Source organism: Marinobacter sp. DUT-3, assembly GCF_050379435.1.
In the GTDB taxonomy this organism is placed as follows: Bacteria; Pseudomonadota; Gammaproteobacteria; order Pseudomonadales; family Oleiphilaceae; genus Marinobacter.
In genome coordinates this window covers 36,569-56,651 of record NZ_JBNRMG010000011.1, presented here as the reverse complement: position 1 = coordinate 56,651, position 20,083 = coordinate 36,569, and the positions used below count along the sequence as shown (strand labels likewise).

Sequence of the window (20,083 nt, the reverse complement as noted above, 5' to 3'; positions counted from 1 at the left end):
GATTACGAAGGACACTGTTATGTCTGATGCCGTTATTGTTTCCACCGCTCGTACCGGCCTCGGTAAATCCTACCGTGGCGCCCTGAACAACACCCACAGCGTGGACCTGGCTGGCCACGTTATCCAACACGCGGTTGAGCGTGCGGGTATTGATCCGGCCATCGTGGAAGATGTGATCCTCGGTGCCACGTTCCACGAAGGTGCCCAGGGCAAGAACATGGCACGCCTGGCGGCGATCCGCGCTGGTCTGCCGGTGACCACCGCCGGTGTCTCCATCAACCGTTTCTGCAGCTCCGGTTTGCAGGCCATTGCCATGGCCTCCCAACGCGTGGTTTCCGAGAAGGTGCCGGCCATGGTGGCCGGTGGTGTGGAGTCCATTTCCCTGGTTCAGAACGACAAGCTCAACAGCTTCCACGCCACCAATGAGTGGCTGATGAAGAACAAACCCGAGCTGTACCTGTCGATGATTGAAACCGCCGACATCGTCGCCCAGCGTTATGGCGTTACCCGTGAGTCCCAGGACGAATACGCGCTGATCTCCCAGCAGCGCACCGCCGCCGCTCAGGAAGCCGGCAAGTTCGACGACGAAATTGTTCCCTTCGATGCCACCATGATGGTGAAAGACAAGGAAACCGGTGAGGTCAGCCATAAAGACGTCACTCTGACCCGTGACGAGTGCAACCGCCCCAGCACGACACTGGAAGGTCTGCAGGGGCTGAATCCGGTGCGTGGGGATGATCAGTTCGTCACGGCGGGTAACGCATCCCAGCTGTCTGACGGTGCGTCCGTGTGCACGGTGATGAACTCCACCTACGCCGAGAAAAACAACATCGAGCCGATGGGCATCTTCCGCGGCTTCGCGGTCGCTGGCTGCGAGCCAGATGAAATGGGTATCGGTCCGGTATTTGCCATCCCGCGCCTGCTGGAGCGTACCGGTCTGAAGATGGATGACATCGATCTGTGGGAGCTGAACGAAGCCTTTGCTTCGCAGGTGGTCTACTGCCGCGATCGTCTGGGCATTCCCATGGAGAAACTGAACGTCAATGGCGGCTCCATCGCTGTGGGCCATCCCTACGGTGTCACCGGTTCTCGTCTGACTGGGCACGCTCTGATTGAAGGCAAGCGCCGTGGAGCAAAATATGTGGTGGTTACCATGTGCATCGGCGGCGGCCAGGGTGCTGCTGGCTTGTTCGAGGTGGTTTAAGGCGGTGAGTCTGACCACGTAACCCGACCTACGACTCATGGAAATGATCAGCGACGGATGTCAGTGGGTATAACTGTGTAGCCAGGCCGGTCATGGGGTGGGGATGCCTTTTCGGACGGGAGAAAGGTGTCTGAGCGAAGCGAGTTCTTTTCCCATAAGAAAAGGCATCCCCACCGCAGGACCAGACTCCAGACTGGCAGGCTACCGTGTTAATTCATGCCAAGGGTAATGAGGCCATGCAACAAAAAATCATCAACACCCAGGACCTTGCGTTCCAGCTGTTCGAACTCCACGAAGTCGAACAGACCCTGGGCTATGAACGCTATGCCGAGCATAATCGGGAAACCTTACAGGCGGCACTGGACCTGTCGCTGAAAGTAGCCGCGGAAGAGTTTGCGCCTCACGCCCGCCTGGTCGACGAAGAAGAACCACGATTCGAGAACGGTCGGGTGGAGATGCGTCCGGAAGTCAAAAAAGCCCTGGATGTCTTGCGCGATACCGGCCTGATGGCCGCCGGTCAGGACTACGAACGTGGCGGCATGCAGCTGCCGGCAGCGGTGGCTCAGATGTGCGTGGGCCTGCTCAAGGGCGCGAACGTGGGTACCCAGGGCTACGCCGGGCTGACCATTGCGGCAGCGAACCTGATCAAGGCCCAGGGCAACGAATACCAGCAGAAGAAATACGCGGAACCGATGATGGCCGGTCGGTTCTTCGGCACCATGTGTCTGACCGAGCCCCATTCCGGCTCGTCCCTCGGCGATCTGCGTACCCGGGCCGAACCGCAAGACGATGGCAGCTATCGCCTGTTCGGCAACAAGATCTTCATTTCCGCCGGCGACCATGAGCTGAGCGACAACATCATCCACATGGTGCTCGCCCGTTTGCCGGATGCCCCTCCCGGGGTGAAAGGCATCTCCCTGTTTATCGTGCCCAAGGTCCTGGTTAATGAGGACGGCAGCCTCGGTGAACGGAATGATGTCGCGCTCGCCGGCCTGATTCACAAGATGGGCTATCGCGGCACCACCTCCACCATGCTCAACTTCGGTGAGAAAGACGGCGCCGTCGGTTACCTGGTGGGTGAGCCCAACAACGGCCTGGCGGCGATGTTCCACATGATGAACGAAGCCCGCATCGGCGTTGGTCTGGGCTCGGTCATGCTCGGCTACACCGGCTACCTCCATGCTCTGGACTACGCCCGCGACCGCAAACAGGGCCGCCCGGTGGGGGAGAAAGACCCCAACTCCCCGCAAGTCCCGCTGATCCGCCACGCCGACATCCGCCGTATGTTGCTGACCCAGAAAGCCTACGTGGAAGGTGGCCTGGCCCTGTGTCTGCAGGGCGCCATGCTAGTGGACGAGAAAAAGCACGCTGAAACCGAAGACCAGCGCAAACTTGCCGCCGGTCTGCTGGATCTGTTGACGCCGATCATCAAGTCCTGGCCGTCCCAGTTCTGTCTGGAAGCCAACAGCCTGGCGATCCAGGTCCACGGTGGTTATGGCTATACCCGGGAATACCCGGTGGAACAGTTCTATCGTGACAACCGCCTGAATCCCATCCATGAAGGCACCCACGGTATCCAGGGGATCGACCTGCTGGGTCGCAAAGTCTCCATGGCCGGCGGCAGGTATTACGAAGCACTGATGGACCGCATAGAAGGCACCATCACCGAGGCCCGTGATATTGAACGGCTGGCGCTGTGTGCTGACCATCTGGACCGGGCCGTCAAATCCATGGCCACCGCGACGGACGCCATCAACGCCGAGAAAGCCAACGGCAATGTGGAAAAAGCCCTGGCCAATGCGTCGCTTTATCTGGAGGCATTCGGCCACACCGTCGTCGGCTGGCTCTGGCTGCGACAGGCCATCAAGGCCGTTGCCGGATTGGAAGGAAACGGCGAGCAGACAGCAGAATTCTACGAGGGTAAGGTGAAAGCCTGTGAGTATTTTGCTCGGTATGAGTTGCCGAAAGTGCTCGGCCTGTCCGGGTTGCTGAGTGCTGTGGATACTACGGCGCTGGGCATGCAGGACGCTGAATTCTAGAGGAGGTTTAGTTTGTCGGATTACGCTTCGCTAATCCGACCTACGGTTACTTGCAAGGTACCCCATGTAGGTCGGATTAGGCGCAGCCGTAATCCGACAAAACCAACGTTGTCAGAACGGTCGTGGGGAGGGGTGTCTTTTCTGACGGGACAAAGGTGTCTGAGCGCAGCGAGTTCTTTTCCCATAAGAAAAGACACCCCTCCCCGCGACCAGCCCCCAATGCTGGAGGGCTACGTAAACTGAGGAGCAAAACAGAATGGACAGAAAGGCAAAGGCAGTCGTCTGCCGCGAATGGGGCCAGCCCGTTCAGGTAGAGACCATCACCGTGGAAGGCCCCAAACGGGACGAGATTACTATCAAGATCGGTGCTTGCGGCGTCTGCCACAGCGACCAGTCCGCCACCACCGGCAAAATTCCTTACCCTGCGCCCCTGGTCCTCGGCCATGAAGCCGCTGGCGTCGTCATAGAAGTGGGCGAGGGCGTCACCGCCTTCAAGGAAGGCGACCACGTGGTCAGTTCCTTCATCTCCATGTGCGGCAAGTGCCGCCAGTGTGTTCGTGGCCGCCCGGTGCTCTGTGAAAACGCCCGCAAGGCCATGTTTACCCTGCCCGATGGCACAGTTCGCACCAAAGGCTCGGATGGCGAAGATCTCAACGTCTTCGGCGCCTGTGGCGTCATGGCGGAATACGCCACCATGCACGTGGACAACTGCGTCAAGGTGGACGAATCCGTGCCCATGCAGAACGCGGCCCTGGTGGGCTGTGCCGTAATGACCGGTGTCGGTGCCGTATTCAACACCGCGAAAGTCGAGCCCGGTTCCCGAACGGCCGTCTTCGGCATCGGCGGCGTGGGCCTGAACGCCATCCAGGGCTGCGTCACCGCCGGCGCGGAAATGATCGTCGCGGTCGACAACAACGAGAAGAAACTGGCAATGGCCCGGGAGTTCGGCGCTACCCACACCGTCAACATCAGCGAAGTGGAGGACGGCGCCAAGGCCGTGAAGAAACTCACCGGCGGCGTCGACTACGCCTTCGAATGCGTTGGCGCCGGCCCGGTGGTGGAGCAGGCCTACAAGTGCCTGGGCCGTGGCGGTACCGCCGTGGTGGTGGGTGTTTCTGATCCGAAGGACAAAACCTCGATCACCACATTGACCCTGCCCGCCGACGAGAAAACTCTCAAGGGCAGTTGGCTGGGATCCGCACGTCCACAATACGATTTCCCCCGTATCCTGGGGCTGTACAAGGCTGGCAAACTCAAACTCGACGAACTTGTCACCCAGACTTACCACATTGATGACGCACCCCAGGCGTTCGATGATATGTTGGCAGGCAAGAACGCCCGTGGCGTCATCGTCTTCGAGTGACCGTTCCAAAGAGACACAGGAGTGACCGAATGAAAGATCTCAGCAAGAACTACATAAATGGCCAATGGGTGAACTGGGCCGGGGACACCATCGACGTGCACGAAGCCGGTACCGGTGAGGTGATTGCCAAAGTTCCAGCTTCCGGCCGCGAAGAGATGGAGCAGGCCATCGCCGCAGCGGATGACGCGTTTGCAACCTGGTCCGAAAGCACTCTGGAGCAACGCATCAAGGTGCTGGAACAGCTCCACGCAGGGCTGAAAGAGCGCGCTGGCGAAATCGCCGAAACGGTGTGCCGCGAAGTAGGTATGCCGATCAAACTGGCCACTGGTATCCAGGCCGGGTTGCCGGCCACCATTACCAAGACCTACCTGAACATGCTGCCGGACTTCCCGTTCAGCGAGCAGTCCGGTAACTCGGAAGTGCAGTATGCGCCGGTGGGCGTGGTGGGCTGCATCACGCCATGGAACTACCCGCTGCATCAGGTCATCCTGAAAGTGGTACCGGCCATTGCCGCCGGCTGTACCGTGGTGCTGAAGCCCTCGGAAATTGCACCCCAGAGCGCCTACATCCTGGCAGAGATCCTGGACGGGTCTGACCTGCCCAAGGGGGTATTCAACCTGGTGTGTGGTGAAGGCCACACCGTCGGCGACACCCTGATCAAACATCCGGACGTCAACATGGTGTCCTTCACCGGCTCCACCCGCACCGGCAACCTGATTGCCCATGCCGCTGCAGATGACTTCAAGCGCATTGCCCTGGAAATGGGGGGAAAATCCGCCTCGGTGATCCTGCCGGACGCGGATCTGGCGGCAGCGGTGAAAGGCACAGTAAACAACTGCCTGCTCAACTCCGGCCAGACCTGCACCGCGTTGACCCGCATGCTGGTGCCTGCGGAACAGCACGACGAAGCCTGTGAACTGGCGGCCGCCGCCGTCGCCAAAATGACCCCGGGCAATCCGTTGGAAGAAACCACCCGCCTGGGCCCGCTGGCCTCGGCGCAACAGCGTGACAAGGTCATCGACTACATCAAACTCGGCATCGAGGAAGGCCATACCCTGGTCGCAGGCGGCCCGGAAGCGCCGGAAGGCTGTGACAAAGGCTACTTCGTCAAGGCTACCGTGTTTGGCAACGTAAAACCGGACAGCCGCCTGGCTCAGGAAGAAATTTTCGGCCCGGTGCTGTGCGTGATTCCCTACAACGATGAAGCGGAAGCCATCCGCATCGCCAACGGCACCCAGTACGGACTGTCCGGCGCGGTATGGTCAGCGGATGCCGACAAGGCGAAACGCGTGGCCAGCAAACTGCGCACCGGCCAGGTGTTTGTGAATGGCGGTGCCTTCAATCCCATGGCCCCGTTTGGTGGCTTTGGCCATTCCGGTATTGGCCGGGAGTTTGGCAAGTGGGGGCTGGAAGAGTTTCTTGAGGTGCGGTCGTTGCAGTTGTAAGGCTGATAGCAGGGTGTCGGATTACGCTTCGCTAATCCGACCTACGGGAAGTGTACGAGGGCTTTATCACGTAGGTCGGATTAGGCGATAGCCGTAATCCGACAGAAGCACCCGGTACCCCGCCCCGGGACCAGCCCCCAGCTTCTAGGCCTTCCCGCCAAGCAGAATCCGCACCGCCGTACAGGCGTCTTCCAGCTCCTCATCACGGGGCTCTCTGCCGTTGATGATGTCGCTGTACAGGCAGGATTCGGCCAGGCGCACCATGAAGTAGGACAGGCTGTTGACGTTCAGGGGCGGGTTGATATGACCGGATGCTATCTGGTCCCGAAGCGTGCGGGTATTGGCGTCCACGGTGCGGCTGTGAATGGTGGACTGGGACGAGGTCAGTATTTTCAGCGCATACTCCGGATCTTCACGGATAAAGCGCCGCAAAGCTTCGGAGTGCAGCAGAGTGGAGTTAATGTGCCGGTACACCCCAACCACAAAATCCACGCCCTGGCCTGGCGTCATGCTAAGGGCTTCCAGCCTCAGGGGTTCGTACAGTGACCAGAGCACTTCCCCCATTAGTAAGTCCTTGTTGCCGACCCAGCGAAACAGGGTGGCCCTTCCGATATTCAGTTCTTCGGACAGTGACGCCAGGTGAATTCTTTCGCCTTTCAGCCACATCTTCCGCGCACGTCGTAAGGCGTCCGCTGGCGTTGCCCTTGTTGTTGTTTTTTCTGTCACTGCAACCTCGAATCGGTATTTTATTTCATTCTAACGACAAAACAGGAAACCCGCTATGAAGACCAGAATCACCGAATTGTTTGGCATTCGCCACCCGATTATCCAGGGTGGCATGCACCATGTCGGCTATGCGGAGCTGGCAGCTGCCGTCTCCAACGCTGGCGGTCTCGGTATTATCACCGGACTGACCCAGCCTACCCCGGAAGACCTGTCCCGGGAAATTGCACGTTGTGCTGAGATGACCGATCAGCCCTTCGGCGTCAACCTGACGTTCCTGCCATCCTTCAAGGCGCCGCCCTATCCCGAGTACATCCAGGCCATCATCGACGGCGGTGTGAAGGTGGTGGAAACCGCCGGGCGCAGTCCCGAGCAATACATGTCACAGCTCAAGGCCGCCGGTATCAAGGTTATCCATAAATGCACCTCCGTGCGCCATGCTCTGAAGGCCGAAAAAATCGGCTGTGATGCGGTCAGCGTGGATGGCTTCGAGTGTGGTGGTCACCCCGGAGAGGACGACATTCCCAATTTCATCCTGCTGCCCCGAGCGGCGGAGGAACTCACTATTCCGTTCGTCGCCTCTGGCGGTATGGCCGATGGTCGCAGCCTGGTGGCGGCCATGGCTCTGGGGGCCGAGGGCATGAATATGGGCACCCGTTTTATTGCCACCACGGATGCCCCCGTTCACAACAACGTCAAACAGGCCATCGTTGAGGCGGACGAGCGGCAGACCCGGTTGATTATGCGCAACCTGCGCAACACCGAGCGGGTGATGAACAACGCCGCTGTGGAAGAAATCGTTCGCATCGAGAAAGAAAAGGGCGAGGCCGAAACCATCGACGATATCCGCCACCTGGTCACCGGCGTGAAGGGCCGGCTGGTACTGCAGGAAGGCAAGATGGATGAAGCCGCCTGGAGTTGCGGCATGGTGGCGGGTCTGATCCACGACATTCCCAGTTGCGAGGAACTGATCGGCCGCATCATGGACGACGCCGACAACATCATCCGTCAGCGTCTGCTGGGTAGTCTGGAGGAATGATGCCGGCGTGACAGATTTGTGAACTTTCCGCTATACACTGTTTAACACCCTGTGATTATCCCGTGATGGCGTGCACCCAGGATGGTTAACGAACCTGCCAGTCCGGCAGGTTTAAACACTTGGGGAGAGATTACGATGAATCAGTTCATGACAATTGTGGCAATGTGCATGTTCGGTCTGATGGCCAGTGTTGCCCAGGCTGATGAAATGGCATCCGAAGGTGGCATGATGGACGATGAAATGAAAGAGTCAATGGAGCATCCTGACATGACGAAAGATGACATGTCGGACGCCATGGACCAGGGTATGAAGGACGACGATATGTCAGGAGATGGCATGGGAATGAAGGATGATGGCATGAAGGACGACAAGGCTATGCACGATGATATGAAGGATGACGGCATGGACAAGTCGGACTCAATGAATTAACCGGGCGCTTTCGAGGAACACCAGAGCCGACAACCTATGACACGAAACGTATTGATTGTTGAGGACAATCCTGGCATTGGCGAGCTGGTGCGCATGCATGTGGCGGATCTTGGCATGACCCCCATTCTATGTGACCGGGGCGATACCGGGCTTGAGCGTTTTCGTGAAGGGGATATTGATCTGGTGGTTCTCGACCTGATGTTACCCGGAATGGACGGCCTCTCTGTTTGTCGCGAGATCCGCTCCGGCCCGGGTTATGTGCCCGTGCTGATGCTGACGGCCAAAAGCACCGAACTGGACCGGGTACTGGGCCTGGAAATGGGGGCTGACGACTACCTCACCAAACCCTTCAGCGTGGCCGAGTTGTCGGCGCGGGTGAAGGCCCTGTTCCGGCGTGTGGATGCCATGGCGGCTGCGCCTGCCGAAAACACCGGTAATGTCAGGGCGGGAGAGTTGCGGGCCGATGGTTTATGCATTGACCCCGATCGCCGTCGGGTGTTTGTAAGGGATCAGGAGGTGGACCTGACGGCCCGGGAGTTTGACCTGTTATGGCACTTTGCCAGTCACCCCGGCCGTGTATTCAGCCGTGCCCAGCTTCTGGACAAGGTGTGGGGCTACAACCATGAGGGCTACGAGCATACCGTCAACACCCATATCAACAGGCTACGTGGCAAGATCGAGAAGGATCCTGCCCGGCCGGAGTTTATTGAAACCGTGTGGGGGGTGGGCTATCGCTTCCGGGACTGAGCCATGGTGAGGACACTCTACACCCGGCTGGCTCTGGGCCTGTTCCTGCTGTTACTGGCGGTCGGCCTGCTGTACACCTTTATCAGCCTCTACTCATTGCGGGAGTACAACGCCTCGGTGAATCAGGAGCTGCACCGGGACCTGGCGAAGAACCTGGTGTCGGATCGTAACCTGGTCAATGAGGGGGAGCTTGACCGTAGCGCGCTGGAGGAGCTCTTCGCGCTGTATATGACCATCAACCCCAGTATTGAAATCTATTTGCTGGACCTGGATGGCACCATCCTTTCCTATTCCGCAGACCCGGCCAAAATCAAGCGCAAGCAGGTCTCGCTGGACCCTATCCACCGGCTTATGGACGACATGAGCCGCTACCCCGTGCTGGGCGATGACCCGCGCAGCCATGACCGGCAGAAGGTATTCTCCGTGACCCCCGTGCCATCGGCGGATAACCCGGAAGGCTATCTCTACGTGGTGCTGCGGGGCGAGGAATACGACGCCGCGGAAACCATGGCCCGGGGTGGCCAGCTGCTGGAACTGAGCGCCTGGGCCCTGCTGGTCAGCCTGGCGGTGGTGATGATTGCGGGGCTGGCGATATTCCGGCTGCTGACCCGCCGGCTGACCTTGCTGACCCGGCTGGTGGAGGATTTCGAGCACACCGACATGAGCCGTCAACCCGCCAATACCTGGCGTGACAGGCGGCCCGTGGTCCGGGACGAGATCGACTACCTGGGGGCCACCTTTGATGACATGGCCAGCCGGATTGCGTCCCAGATTGAGCAACTGACGGAAAAAGACACCCAGCGCCGCCAACTGGTGGCCCAGGTGTCCCACGACCTGCGCACGCCCCTGGCCTCCATGCAGGGTTATATTGAAAGCCTGAAACTGCGGCGGGATCGTCTCAGCCCGGACGAGCAGGACCGTTTTCTCGACATTGCGCTCAAGGAGGGGCGGCGCCTCAACCGCCTGGTGGATGAGCTGTTCGAGCTGGCGGCGCTGGAAGCCCGGGAAAAGCAGCCGGTGCCAGAACTCTTTCCCCTCGCTGAGCTGGTGCATGACGTGGTCCAGAAACACGGGCCGGAAGCCCGCAACAGGGGGCTGGAACTGGTCGTCAACGGTGATCCGGACCAGCCCCTGGCCTACGCGGACCTGGCCATGACCGAGCGGGTGCTGGATAACCTGATTGGTAACGCCATTGCCTACAGCCCCTCCGGAGGGCGTATAGAGGTGGCCTTCGGGCAGGCAGATGGCCTGCCCGAAGTCTGTGTGCGGGACAGTGGCCCCGGCATTCCGGAACAGGACCTGCCCCACATCTTCGATCCATTCTACCGCGGTGAATCTTCCGCTGGGGCTGGCGGCCATGCCGGCCTCGGGCTGGCCATTGCCCGCAGGATCATGACCCTCCAGGGTGGTGATATTGACGTTGCCAACCTGCCGTCCGGTGGCGCTTCGTTTTGTATTCGGTTACCGGTGACGCCCTCAAGCTGAACCGTGTGCATCTGCATTGATCTCTCCGGCGTTATACAAACGTAATAAACTGGAGAAAGTGGTGTGATTAATTCCGTGCAGACTGGTCACAGTAATCAAAGGGCAAGAGGTTAAGGTTATGAAACGGTATCTGTTACTGATGTCCATGGCGGCGGCCATAGCACTGACCGGTTTCCAGGTGGGTGCTTCCAACGATATGGACTCAAAATACGCCCCCGATGACCCGAATCTGGCGGTAGCCACCTTCGCCGGCGGGTGTTTCTGGTGCGTGGAGGAAATGTATGAGGAGAATGTGCCGGGGGTTGTCGAAGCGGTATCCGGGTACAGCGGTGGCGACGAGAAAGATCCCTCCTATAAACAGGTCTCTGGCGGCAGTACCGGCCACACCGAGGCGGTCCAAGTCTATTATGACCCGGATGTGATCACCTACGAAGGCCTGCTTCAGGCCCTGTGGCGTACAGCGAACCCGACGGACGTGGACGGCCAGTACGTGGACCGGGGCAGCCAGTATCGGCCCGCCATTTTCTATCACAATGAAGAACAGAAGCGCGCTGCTGAAGCATCGGTGAAGGCACTGGAAGAATCCGGCCGTTACGACGACCCGGTAGCCATTGAAATCGTGCCCTTCAAGTCTTTTTACGACGCGGAGGAATACCATCAGGACTACTACAAGAAGAACCCGGTGCGGTACAAGTTCTACACCTTCAACTCCGGCCGTTACCAGTTCATCGAGAAGGTCTGGGGTGACGAGCAGGAAGTTGATTACTCCCAGTATCAGCCGGAAGAGGGCGCCATGAAGAATGATGCGCGGGATCTGCAGTCGTTTGTTAAGCCGGACGATGAAGAGCTCAAGCGGATGCTGACCAAAGAGCAGTATTACGTGACCCAGGAAGATGGCACCGAGAGGGCGTTTGCCAACGAATACTGGGATGAAAAACGCCCGGGCTTATATGTGGACGTAGTGTCCGGAGAACCGCTGTTTTCTTCCAGGGACAAGTACAAGTCCGGCACGGGTTGGCCCAGCTTTACCCGTCCGATTGCGGATGACGTGGTGGTGGAAAAAGAGGACCGCTCCCTGTTCATGACCCGCACTGAAATTCGCAGTGCCATCGCGGACTCGCACCTCGGGCATGTGTTCAATGATGGCCCGGCGCCCACGGGTTTGCGCTACTGCATGAATTCGGCCGCCCTCCGGTTCATCCCGCTGGAGCAGATGGAAGAAGAGGGCTATGGCCAGTATATCAGTGAGGTGAAAGCAGACAGCGATAATCCGGTGGCGACGTCACAACCATAGGTCCTTTACGGCAGTCTCCAAACTGAAATTATAGTGAATCTGGGCCTGCAGTAACTCCGCCGTGGCAATGGCATCAATCAGCGCGTTATGGGGCGGGTAGTGGGGCAGCCCGTAACGGGTCCGGCTGTCAGCCAGGCGGATGGACACCGGTTTCATGCCCTTCAGCTTTTGCCACCGTGTTGGCCGGCGGTTGGGATACAGGTGTGCCTCGATCGCCATGGTGTCGATGACCGGAAAACGGATGCCTTCGTTCAGTCGCCACTTCATGGCCACATCGAAGAACGGTCGTTCAATGTTGCGATAGTGAACCACCACAATCCTTCCCGCCATGGCCGCCAGTATCTCATCCAGGACGTCACTCAAATCCGGTGCCTTGTCGATATCCGTGTGGGTGATGCCGTGAATGGTGATTGAGGTCTGATGCAGGGGGAGCTGCGGCCGGACCACCCAGTGGCGGCCTGCGCCGAGCTTGATACCATCAAGGGAAAACGGCACCAGGCCAATGGAGACAATGGAATGCTCGTCAGGGTCCAGCCCGGTGGTTTCAAAATCCAGGGCGACCAGTGGAGCTTCGGACAACGGCGTATCCGGGGCGACGCAGCCGGTTTCGTAGTAGGCCTTGAGCCGGGGGTCCCTGGACTCGCTTGCCAGTGTCCCGAACAGTTCGGGCCATGACTCGTCGGTTCCGGTGATCGGGGTTATCGGATCATCAGCCATGCCGACCCACCGGTGCGTTGTAGCGGAACTTCAGGAATTTCTGGGCGTTACTGACCACCTGGAACGCGTCTTTCAGATGACTGCGCTCGAAGGGAGAAAGGTCCTCCGGGCGGACGTTGTTGTCCGGCTCTCGTCCGGCCTCGATGGCCAGAGCCTGGTGGCGGATGCGGACGATGGAAATGAACTCCAGGGCGTCCCGCAGGTTACCCACACCGTCTTCCGGAATCAGCTTGGTTTCGGCGATGGCCTTGAGGCGATTGAAAGAATTCTGGGCCCGTGAACCGCAAGCAAGGGCATGGACACGGATCAGGTCCGAGACCGGCGCGGTACCTCGACGCTTCAGGTTGAAAGTCTTGTTCTGTTTGCCGTTCTCTTCCATCACGAATGTGCGGAAAAAGCCCAGCGGTGGTGTGCGGTTCAGGGCATTGCGAGCGAGCATGGCCAGGAAGCGCTGGCTATGGCTCGCTTTCTCCGCCACGAGGGTTTTCAACTCCTCGGCATATTCGGTTCGCCCGTAGATACCGTCCAGATCGAAGAAGATATTGCTGTTCAGCAGGGCTTCCGCCTTGGGGTTGTCAATCCAGTCCATGAAGTAGGATTTCCAGACCTTCAGGGGCTGGCGCCACTTTTCGTTGGTGGCCATGATGTCGCCGGTGCAGTAGGTGTAGCCGCAGGCAGCCAGACCGTCGCTGACGAACTTCGCCAGCGCCAGGAAATATTTGTCGTGCTCTTCCGGCACAAAGCTGTCGTCCAGGATCATGGCGTTGTCCTGGTCGGTTACCACCAACTGTTCGTCCCTCGCCATGGAACCCAGGGCCATGAAGCAGTAGGGCACCGGTGGCGGGCCCAACTTCTCTTCGCCTAACGCCAGCAGGCGCTGAGTGAAACTGCGGCCGATACCGGCCATGGCGCTGCCGATCATGTGGGAGTTGGCATCTTCGTTCACCATGCGCACAAAGCTGTCGCGAACCTCGTGGCTGATCTTTTTCAGGCCTTTGACGTCCTGCTGATGGTATATGTTGCTGACCAGGAACAGACTGCTCTGGCTCTCATACTTGACGATGTCTGAGAGGGCAATCACGCCGCGCACTTCGTCGTTTTCCATCACGGGCAGGTGGTGCACGTTGTTGTGCAGCATGGTGAGCATGGCTTCGAAGATAAAGCTTCGCGCGCGGGTGGTGATCGGGTCGTCGCTCATGATTTCGCTGATCGGCGTTTCCGAGGGTAGCGCTTCGGTTACGGCACGGGTGCGCAGGTCCCGGTCGGTGATGATGCCCTTGAGTTTCGGTTTTTCACCCTGCTCGTCCATCAGCAGCAGTGCCGATACGCCCTGGTCGGTCATGATGCGTGCGGCTTCCTGAAGACGTACGGTGCAGGGCGCGGTCACCGGTTTCCGTGCGATCAGGCGGGTGACTTTCGCGGTCATCAGTTGGTTGGACTTTTCCCGGCGGGAGAGGGCGGAGCGCAGTCGGCTTCGGCCCTCGGTGTCGGCGAAATCGGCGAAGTTCTCGTCGTTATCCCACAAATACTGAAAAACGGTGTCAGGAATCCGGTAGATCAGGCAGTCTTCAATCGCTTTGGCGGGGAAACGTACGGTCTTGTGCATCAGCAATCCGAACTGGCCAAAGAACTCGCCTTCGCCCATCCGGCTGTAAAGTTCACCAGACCGACGATAGACCTCCACGGCGCCGCTGCGCACGTAGAACAGCCAGCTATTGCGCTGGCCAATTTCCAGGATGGGCGTGCCCGCACGGAAGTAGGAAATCTCGATGCTTGAAACCACCTTATCAAGCATCTCTTCCGGCATCTCGTCAAAGGGCGCATGCTGGGCCAGATGGTTGCGGATGTCGATAAGCTCTGCCTGCATGAAGTCTCCCTGAGCAGCGGTCACGTTTGGCGTTCTCAGGAAGCAATATAGCAGTGAGGAACGGAGAGGGCCACGAAAGCCGGATGAGAACCGGGGCAGTCATTCGAGGCCGCCCCGGTGCACTCAGTTCAGCGACTGGAAGATACTGCCGTTACCGCAGGCATCGCCATTGGCGTAGTCACTGTCCACCACGTTGTTGATCCAGTAATTGATCAGCTCCACGCCTTCCATGTGGGTGACGCTGCGGGCAATGGGTGGCATGCGCCGCTGGGGATCGGCGCTGTCGGTGACGCGGCAGGAGACGATGGAACTGTCGGCGTCTCCCGGCACTACGATATGCTGGCGACCGCAGGAACCGCCGCCGGTGGCAGTGGGCTTCTTGCAGATGCCGTAGCCGGCGTCGACGTCACGGTAGTGGTCCAGGTAATACCCGGTGTTGGACGCGGCGCCGCGGTCGTTATGGCAGTGCTGGCAGTTCACCTCCAGGTAGGCCCGCAGGCGGGCTTCCACATCGGCGTCGGACCCGGCGGTTTCGCCGCTGTCCCCGGCCAGGTTCCAGTGGGGCAGGCGTTCGATGTTGGTGGCAATGCCGCGACCATCAATCTGCAGGTCCGGCACATTGGTGAGAATGCCCTGATCCTGCCAATATTTCAGCTGATTGACCCGGGGGAAGCCACCCTGACCGCTGCTGCCCATGAAGGCAGATTCCGGTGCATAAGCCCGGTTCAGGTTGCGGGGTTTCGGGCCAATGGGGGCGCTGCCGGATTCCACGTCATCGTTGCTGTGGCAGGTGATGCACTGGTTGGCGTTGGGAATGGCGTAGTTCTCCGTGCTGCCCGCCATCAGCTCGCCGGTAATCTGATCCTGGTAATGCCAGCTCACCGCGCGGGTACCGCCGCCCAGGGCGAGTTTCGCCACGGGTTTACCTTCGCTGTCTTCCTCCCAGATGTACGTAGGGCCATCCCAGAACGCCTTGCCACTCTCGCTGACCCGTTTGATCAGCAGGCGGGTTTCCACCAGTTCTTCGGTGCCCTCGCTCTCATCGGTAAAGGCGAAGGTCTTGGCAATCACGGTACCGGTGGGGAAGTGGATGCTGCCATTGACGTTGCTGCCGCCCTGACCATCCACGTAGACCGCTTTGGTGCCCGGCGGCACGAAGGCGACCCGGTATTTGGTGGCGTAGTCGGAGAACAGCTTGCTGTTGAGCACGAACGGCACGCCGCCGTCATTGGGTGTGCTGCGGGGATCGTGAGGATCGGCAAACAGGTTGTACTGGTCCAGCGTCGGGCAGTTCACTTCCAGGGCATCCCGGTTGACGCTGCCCGGCTTGCCGCGTTTGCTGCAGAGCCGGTTGACGTATTCCTCGCTGGGGGCCGGATCGATGGCGCCGCTGGGTTCGAACGGCGGGATGTCCACCCGGGGCAGCGACGGCAGTACCTTGCCAAAGCGAGCCTGGCAGTCGTGAACCGACTTGTCGGTGTCGGCAACGACGCCTGTCAGCCCTTCCAGCACCGATTGCAGGCCTTCGAGAGTGAGAATGCTGGGGTCCTGTTCAGCCGCCGCCAGTACCAGTTCCAGCCCCTGGGTGCCGTGGAAGTTCATGTAGGCCTGGCTGTCCGCGGCCAAATCGTTATCGTGGAAGCACGAGCCCCACTGAGGCAGCTTGCGCTCGCCGTTGGCGTTGAACTTGTAGGCGTTGTAGTGGCACGACGGGTTCGGGTGCTCATTGGTGTGGATCGGTTTGCCGTTCTCATCCGCCGGGACGGGATCACCGTTGGCATCCACCGGGTAGGGGCAGTCCTCGTCCAGATCATCCAGCAGGCCGTCCCAGATGATGTGGGCGCCCTTGCCGGGGTTGGTGATGTTTTTCAGGCCGATCAGGGTGGGCAGCACCGTTTCCACCTGGCCTTCCAGCAGCACCTTTTCAAAGTTGGGCGGCGGCAGGTCGTAACCGGAATTCCGCATCACGTTGTTATGGATATGAAGACCTTCGGTGTACGGGTCCAGTTTCTTGTCCGAGGTTTTGTCCTTGCCGTCGATCAGCTCGTAGCTGGTATAGATCACCGCTGCGGTGCTGTGGTCCTCGAAGGTGTTGTTGAATACTTCGATGTTGTCATAGCCCAGGGTGATGAAGCCGGTGCCCCGGGGCACGGCGGACACCAGGCCACTGTGGGCAAAGTTGTAGGTGTTGTTATTGCGGGCCAGGTTGTTGAGCATCACCGAGGTGTCGCCGTACTGGGTGATGTTCTCCAGGTCGTAGATCAGGAAGCCGCCGGTGTTGCACTCGGCGAGGTTGTTGTCGTACTCACCACCCTGGACGTTCTCGATCTCGAAGCCCATGACGTTATACACGGCGCGACTGTTGCGGATGATGGCGGTGTTGGTCTGGCCGACGTAGATGCCGGCATCGGACGCGCCTACGGATTCGGAGTTATCCACCAGGATGTTCTCGGACTCCACCGGGTAGATGCCGTAGCGACCGCTGGCGGAGCTGGGGATGTAATCCGGTGTCGGGTCGCCTTCGTTTAGCGGCGGCTTGGTGCACTGCACGTGCAGCCGATCCGTGTAGTTACTGGCGGTGATGGGGTCGCCACCGCCGGACCAGATGGCGCGCACGTTGAGCAGCGTGCCCCATTTCACGCCCTTGAGTTTGAAAGCGTCCCCCGGTGAGTCGGCAATGGTCAGATCCTGCACGGTAATACCGCGCACGTTGAGGGCCTCCAGACCGGTGACGTTATCGCTGTCGCGGAAGGACAGCACGGTGCTGTCTTTGCCACACCCCTTGATCAGCACATCTTCGGTGGCCTGAATCAGCAGGCCGTGGTTCAGTTCGATAAAGCCACAGCCGAACGCCAGGGTGTCGCCGGGGCGGAGCTGGATCATGGCGTTGACCATGTCGTGGGTGGCATCCGGGCCGGGTTCTACCCGGAAGGTGCGACCATCGCTGAAGCGGTCAACCTGGTCCCCGGCCACGTTGTTGCCGGAACCGTCGCTGGCTGATGCCGAATCCGATGATCCGCCGCTGCCGCCGAGACAGCCGGCAAGCAGCAGCGTGGCCGTCGCCAGGGGAATCAGGGCGGAGCGCCAGGGGCGTCTGTGGTTTTGAGGTGTTGTAGATGTCATGGCTCTGTCCTTGTTCTTTTTGTTGTTTTTAAAGCGGCGCGCGTTCAATCCGTTCCCACATCCGCAGATAGGCTTCGGCGGAGGTGAACAGCTGGTTGATGGCGTCATCTATCTGCTGGGGATCGGCATCGCTGTTGCGGATCATGTCTTCGATCTGGTCCGGGTACAGGCCGTAATGGGCCACGCCGCGGCCATCGTAGAGGCTGAATTCCCGATCCCCGGTGCGTTGCACATCGAAGCGGACTCGCCCGTCGATGGAGGTAAACGGGTAAAGGCTGGCTTCGTCCTCGGTGGTGCCTGGATTGGCCGCCAGCTGTGCTATGCCGTTGACGTCCGAAGCAAAGCCGGCGCCACCGAACGGGCCGACCTTGAGATCGTCATGGCGCGGACGATTGCCATCCCGGGTCAATTTGCGTACCCAGTCTTCACGGGTGCCGCCAAAAGAGGCGGTAATGCCGCCCTGGGCCGCGATACGATCCCGCAGCGCTTCGGTGCCGCCCCAGCTGCCGTGGCTGTTGATCACCGGGTAGTCCAGCGACCGGGTAATCTCCAGGATCCGCGCGGCGGCCTTGCGGCTGATGTGGTCGGTTTCGATCATCATCTTGCGGCGCACCAGTTCCTCGATCAGGAAGTCGCCAAGATCGCTCAGACCGCGCCGGTTACAGAGCTGATCGGTGCCACGGCGCGGATCGAGTGCCGCCATTTCCTCCGGGGTTTCCGGAAAACGCTCGCCCAGGTAGTCCATCTGGTACAGCAACTGATCGAACAGGCCGAAAGGCTGAAGGTCGGCGTTCTGGTCCGGCTCGCCTCCGGTGTATTCCACGTTCTCGGGGCACTGCTCGAACTCCACCGGGTGACCGGTTTCCAGCATATTCCCGGCATAGAGAATGGGGCCGATACCAATGCCGGTGGAGAGGTCCGGCAGGTGTCCACCGAAGGCGTTGTCGAACTTGTGAACCGGGAAGATGTTGCGAACCCCCAGCTGGTAGAACTGATCCAGCCGTTCCACGATCTCCTCCCGGGTGCATTCGGCCACGCCGAGGAATTCGCCGCACTTGAAGACCTTCGACATCTCAATGCCGAGCACCACGGCCAGTTTGCCGTTATCGATCACCTCACGGGCCTGAGCCGGGCTGGTGACGATCTGGAACCAGCCTGCGCCCGGGCCGCCATGCTGGGCATCGATGTAGTCCTGCATCTCGTACATGCGCTGGATCTGCAGCAGGATGGATTCCATGGGGTCACAGTCGTTCTCTTTCTGGGGGTTGATGCGACAGAGAATCTCGTTGTGCACCAAGTGGTTCACCAGGATTTTCATGCCCGCCAGGTGGGCTCGCTCCATCCAGCGGTAGTAACTCTGGTGATGTTGCAGGGAGTTGTACCTGGGCCAGTCATTGAACGTGGGCCAGCCCTGGGTGTCGTGCAGGCCGATACCGCTGGTAGCCAGCTCCACAAAGCCGGTCGCGCCCCAGGGGCCATGGACGGCTTCACAGTCGTGCAGCGCGTGAGTCACCCCGAAGCGGTGAAAGGGAGCGCCGTAATTGACCCGTCCGCCGATGAATTCATAGGCCGAGATGTGGGAATGGGTGTCGACAAAACCGAAGACATCGTCCTTGTCGATGCCTTTCACATTCCGGAAACGGTCCACCTCTTTGAGATAGGTCGCAGGCCCCTGCGAATCGAGAATTTCTGCGTTCAGTTCCGCTTCCGGGTAGGTGTCGCAGCCGGAGGCTTCCGTGAGGGAAAAGCTGCCGGACTTATCAATGGCCGAGGGGGAGACCAGTGCGAGCCCGTCATCCCGGGCGGACAGCATCAGGCCGGTGACATCGGACGCCAGGGTGTATTGTTGCTCCTCTCCCTGGCGCTGGAGTTGCCAGACCGCCAGATCGCTGGGGGCGTTTACCATCGCCAGCGCGGGGTTCACGGTGGTGTCCCCAATCTGGTCGCCGGTGAATTCCAGGCTTTCACCAATGGCGCGGAGCGCGTCACCCAGCGGAGAAACCGGGTCGAGCACCAGGTTCGTGGTATCACCCAACCCGGCGACCAGGTAACTGATCTCGCCGATAAAGTTACCGGCGTCATCCAGAAACTCGCCCGCGGGATCGCTGATCCCCAACAGTTCGAACTGGCCGGTTTCACCGCCGCTTCGTTGGTATCCGGACATCAGCAGGTAGGCCCCGAGCCGAGTCGGGCGCAGCCGGAACGCGGCAGCCTGAGAGGCGTCCGCGGTGACAGAGTAGTGGCCAGTTTGAGGGTCGGCGCTCAGGTAGTTGCCTTCGGCTTCCAGGGTGTAGCAGCCGTTGGCGAAACTGTAGCGGTCAAGAGTGGGGGCTTCCCGGAAGGTATCCTGATCGGAAGCGACGGTTGAATCTTCGGGGGATGTCGATGGTCCCTGGGCTGGGTTGGCATCGTCGCTGCCACCGGAGTCGCCGCCACATCCGGTGATCAATAGCGCGCCAGCCAATGCCCATGCTGTACGCATGGGGCGTTTCTTATTGTTCATGTGAACCTCTCATTCGTCGTCATTACCGGTTGCCCGGCAAATCGTTTTTTATTGTTGAGGCATTTCAATTATTGTTGTGGTCGCCCGGAAAGACCCTTCTCCGGG

Annotated in this window: 14 protein-coding genes; 9 read left to right on the top strand and 5 right to left on the bottom strand. The window is 59.7% G+C overall.

Annotated features, from left to right (window positions below; translation table 11 throughout):
• Positions 1-19: 19 nt before the first annotated feature.
• From ACQUWM_RS15530 to ACQUWM_RS15515, 4 genes are all read left to right on the top strand, one after another.
• Positions 20-1,204: an acetyl-CoA C-acyltransferase gene (locus tag ACQUWM_RS15530; protein ID WP_428922757.1), complete on the top strand. Its 1,185-nt coding sequence runs from the start codon at positions 20-22 to the stop codon at positions 1,202-1,204.
• A 236-nt stretch (positions 1,205-1,440) separates the two neighbouring features.
• Positions 1,441-3,243 carry an acyl-CoA dehydrogenase gene (locus tag ACQUWM_RS15525; protein WP_428922756.1) on the top strand — a complete coding sequence of 601 codons (1,803 nt, stop codon included), beginning with the start codon at positions 1,441-1,443 and terminating at the stop codon, positions 3,241-3,243.
• A 256-nt stretch (positions 3,244-3,499) separates the two neighbouring features.
• Positions 3,500-4,606, top strand: a complete 1,107-nt coding sequence (locus ACQUWM_RS15520; protein WP_407001910.1) for a zinc-binding dehydrogenase — start codon at positions 3,500-3,502, stop codon at positions 4,604-4,606.
• 29 nt (positions 4,607-4,635) lie between these two features.
• Positions 4,636-6,051, top strand: coding sequence for an aldehyde dehydrogenase family protein (locus ACQUWM_RS15515; protein WP_428922755.1), 1,416 nt, complete (start codon positions 4,636-4,638; stop codon positions 6,049-6,051).
• Positions 6,052-6,195: 144 nt separating this feature from the next.
• On the opposite strand, the gene ACQUWM_RS15510 is transcribed toward ACQUWM_RS15515, so the two are convergent.
• Entirely contained in the window at positions 6,196-6,777 is a 582-nt protein-coding gene (locus tag ACQUWM_RS15510; protein WP_428922754.1) for a QsdR family transcriptional regulator, read from the bottom strand.
• A gap of 55 nt (positions 6,778-6,832) precedes the next feature.
• Here ACQUWM_RS15510 and ACQUWM_RS15505 point away from each other — a divergent pair, with 55 nt between their 5' ends.
• From ACQUWM_RS15505 to msrB, 5 genes are all read left to right on the top strand, one after another.
• On the top strand, positions 6,833-7,813 hold the full coding sequence (locus ACQUWM_RS15505) for an NAD(P)H-dependent flavin oxidoreductase (protein ID WP_428922753.1): 981 nt from the start codon (positions 6,833-6,835) through the stop codon (positions 7,811-7,813).
• A gap of 147 nt (positions 7,814-7,960) precedes the next feature.
• The gene (locus ACQUWM_RS15500) at positions 7,961-8,242 is read left to right on the top strand and encodes a hypothetical protein (protein WP_428922752.1); all 282 of its coding nucleotides are present in this window, start codon (positions 7,961-7,963) and stop codon (positions 8,240-8,242) included.
• 36 nt (positions 8,243-8,278) lie between these two features.
• On the top strand, positions 8,279-8,989 hold the full coding sequence (locus ACQUWM_RS15495; protein WP_428922751.1) for a response regulator transcription factor: 711 nt from the start codon (positions 8,279-8,281) through the stop codon (positions 8,987-8,989).
• Between the two features lie 3 nt (positions 8,990-8,992).
• Positions 8,993-10,474: a sensor histidine kinase gene (locus ACQUWM_RS15490; RefSeq protein WP_428922750.1), complete on the top strand. Its 1,482-nt coding sequence runs from the start codon at positions 8,993-8,995 to the stop codon at positions 10,472-10,474.
• A gap of 118 nt (positions 10,475-10,592) precedes the next feature.
• Entirely contained in the window at positions 10,593-11,768 is a 1,176-nt protein-coding gene (gene msrB, locus ACQUWM_RS15485; RefSeq protein WP_428922749.1) for a peptide-methionine (R)-S-oxide reductase MsrB, read from the top strand.
• Here msrB and ACQUWM_RS15480 read toward each other — a convergent pair.
• The 4 genes from ACQUWM_RS15480 to ACQUWM_RS15465 form a co-directional block, all read right to left on the bottom strand.
• Positions 11,757-12,485, bottom strand: a complete 729-nt coding sequence (locus tag ACQUWM_RS15480) for a 3'-5' exonuclease (protein WP_428922748.1) — start codon at positions 12,483-12,485, stop codon at positions 11,757-11,759. The genes msrB and ACQUWM_RS15480 overlap by 12 nt on opposite strands.
• Complete coding sequence (locus ACQUWM_RS15475; protein ID WP_428922747.1) at positions 12,478-14,352, bottom strand: putative nucleotidyltransferase substrate binding domain-containing protein; 1,875 nt, start codon at positions 14,350-14,352, stop codon at positions 12,478-12,480. Before ACQUWM_RS15475 ends, ACQUWM_RS15480 begins: the two co-directional genes overlap by 8 nt.
• Before the next feature lie 123 nt (positions 14,353-14,475).
• A complete protein-coding gene (locus ACQUWM_RS15470; RefSeq protein ID WP_428922746.1) occupies positions 14,476-17,475 on the bottom strand; it encodes a parallel beta-helix domain-containing protein in 3,000 nt (999 codons plus the stop codon).
• Positions 17,476-17,503: 28 nt separating this feature from the next.
• The gene (locus ACQUWM_RS15465) at positions 17,504-19,978 is read right to left on the bottom strand and encodes a hypothetical protein (protein WP_428922745.1); all 2,475 of its coding nucleotides are present in this window, start codon (positions 19,976-19,978) and stop codon (positions 17,504-17,506) included.
• Positions 19,979-20,083 lie beyond the last annotated feature (105 nt).

Bases quoted from the DNA above. Each gene is read 5' to 3' on its own strand.
- ACQUWM_RS15470 (WP_428922746.1), bottom strand. From the start codon at position 17,475: ATGACATCTACAACACCTCAAAACCACAGACGCCCCTGGCGCTCCGCC.
- ACQUWM_RS15505 (WP_428922753.1), top strand. From the start codon at position 6,833: ATGAAGACCAGAATCACCGAATTGTTTGGCATTCGCCACCCGATTATC.
- ACQUWM_RS15490 (WP_428922750.1), top strand. From the start codon at position 8,993: ATGGTGAGGACACTCTACACCCGGCTGGCTCTGGGCCTGTTCCTGCTG.
- ACQUWM_RS15465 (WP_428922745.1), bottom strand. From the start codon at position 19,978: ATGAACAATAAGAAACGCCCCATGCGTACAGCATGGGCATTGGCTGGC.
- ACQUWM_RS15525 (WP_428922756.1), top strand. From the start codon at position 1,441: ATGCAACAAAAAATCATCAACACCCAGGACCTTGCGTTCCAGCTGTTC.
- ACQUWM_RS15520 (WP_407001910.1), top strand. From the start codon at position 3,500: ATGGACAGAAAGGCAAAGGCAGTCGTCTGCCGCGAATGGGGCCAGCCC.
- ACQUWM_RS15495 (WP_428922751.1), top strand. From the start codon at position 8,279: ATGACACGAAACGTATTGATTGTTGAGGACAATCCTGGCATTGGCGAG.
- ACQUWM_RS15480 (WP_428922748.1), bottom strand. From the start codon at position 12,485: ATGGCTGATGATCCGATAACCCCGATCACCGGAACCGACGAGTCATGG.
- ACQUWM_RS15500 (WP_428922752.1), top strand. From the start codon at position 7,961: ATGACAATTGTGGCAATGTGCATGTTCGGTCTGATGGCCAGTGTTGCC.
- ACQUWM_RS15530 (WP_428922757.1), top strand. From the start codon at position 20: ATGTCTGATGCCGTTATTGTTTCCACCGCTCGTACCGGCCTCGGTAAA.
- ACQUWM_RS15515 (WP_428922755.1), top strand. From the start codon at position 4,636: ATGAAAGATCTCAGCAAGAACTACATAAATGGCCAATGGGTGAACTGG.
- msrB (WP_428922749.1), top strand. From the start codon at position 10,593: ATGAAACGGTATCTGTTACTGATGTCCATGGCGGCGGCCATAGCACTG.
- ACQUWM_RS15475 (WP_428922747.1), bottom strand. From the start codon at position 14,352: ATGCAGGCAGAGCTTATCGACATCCGCAACCATCTGGCCCAGCATGCG.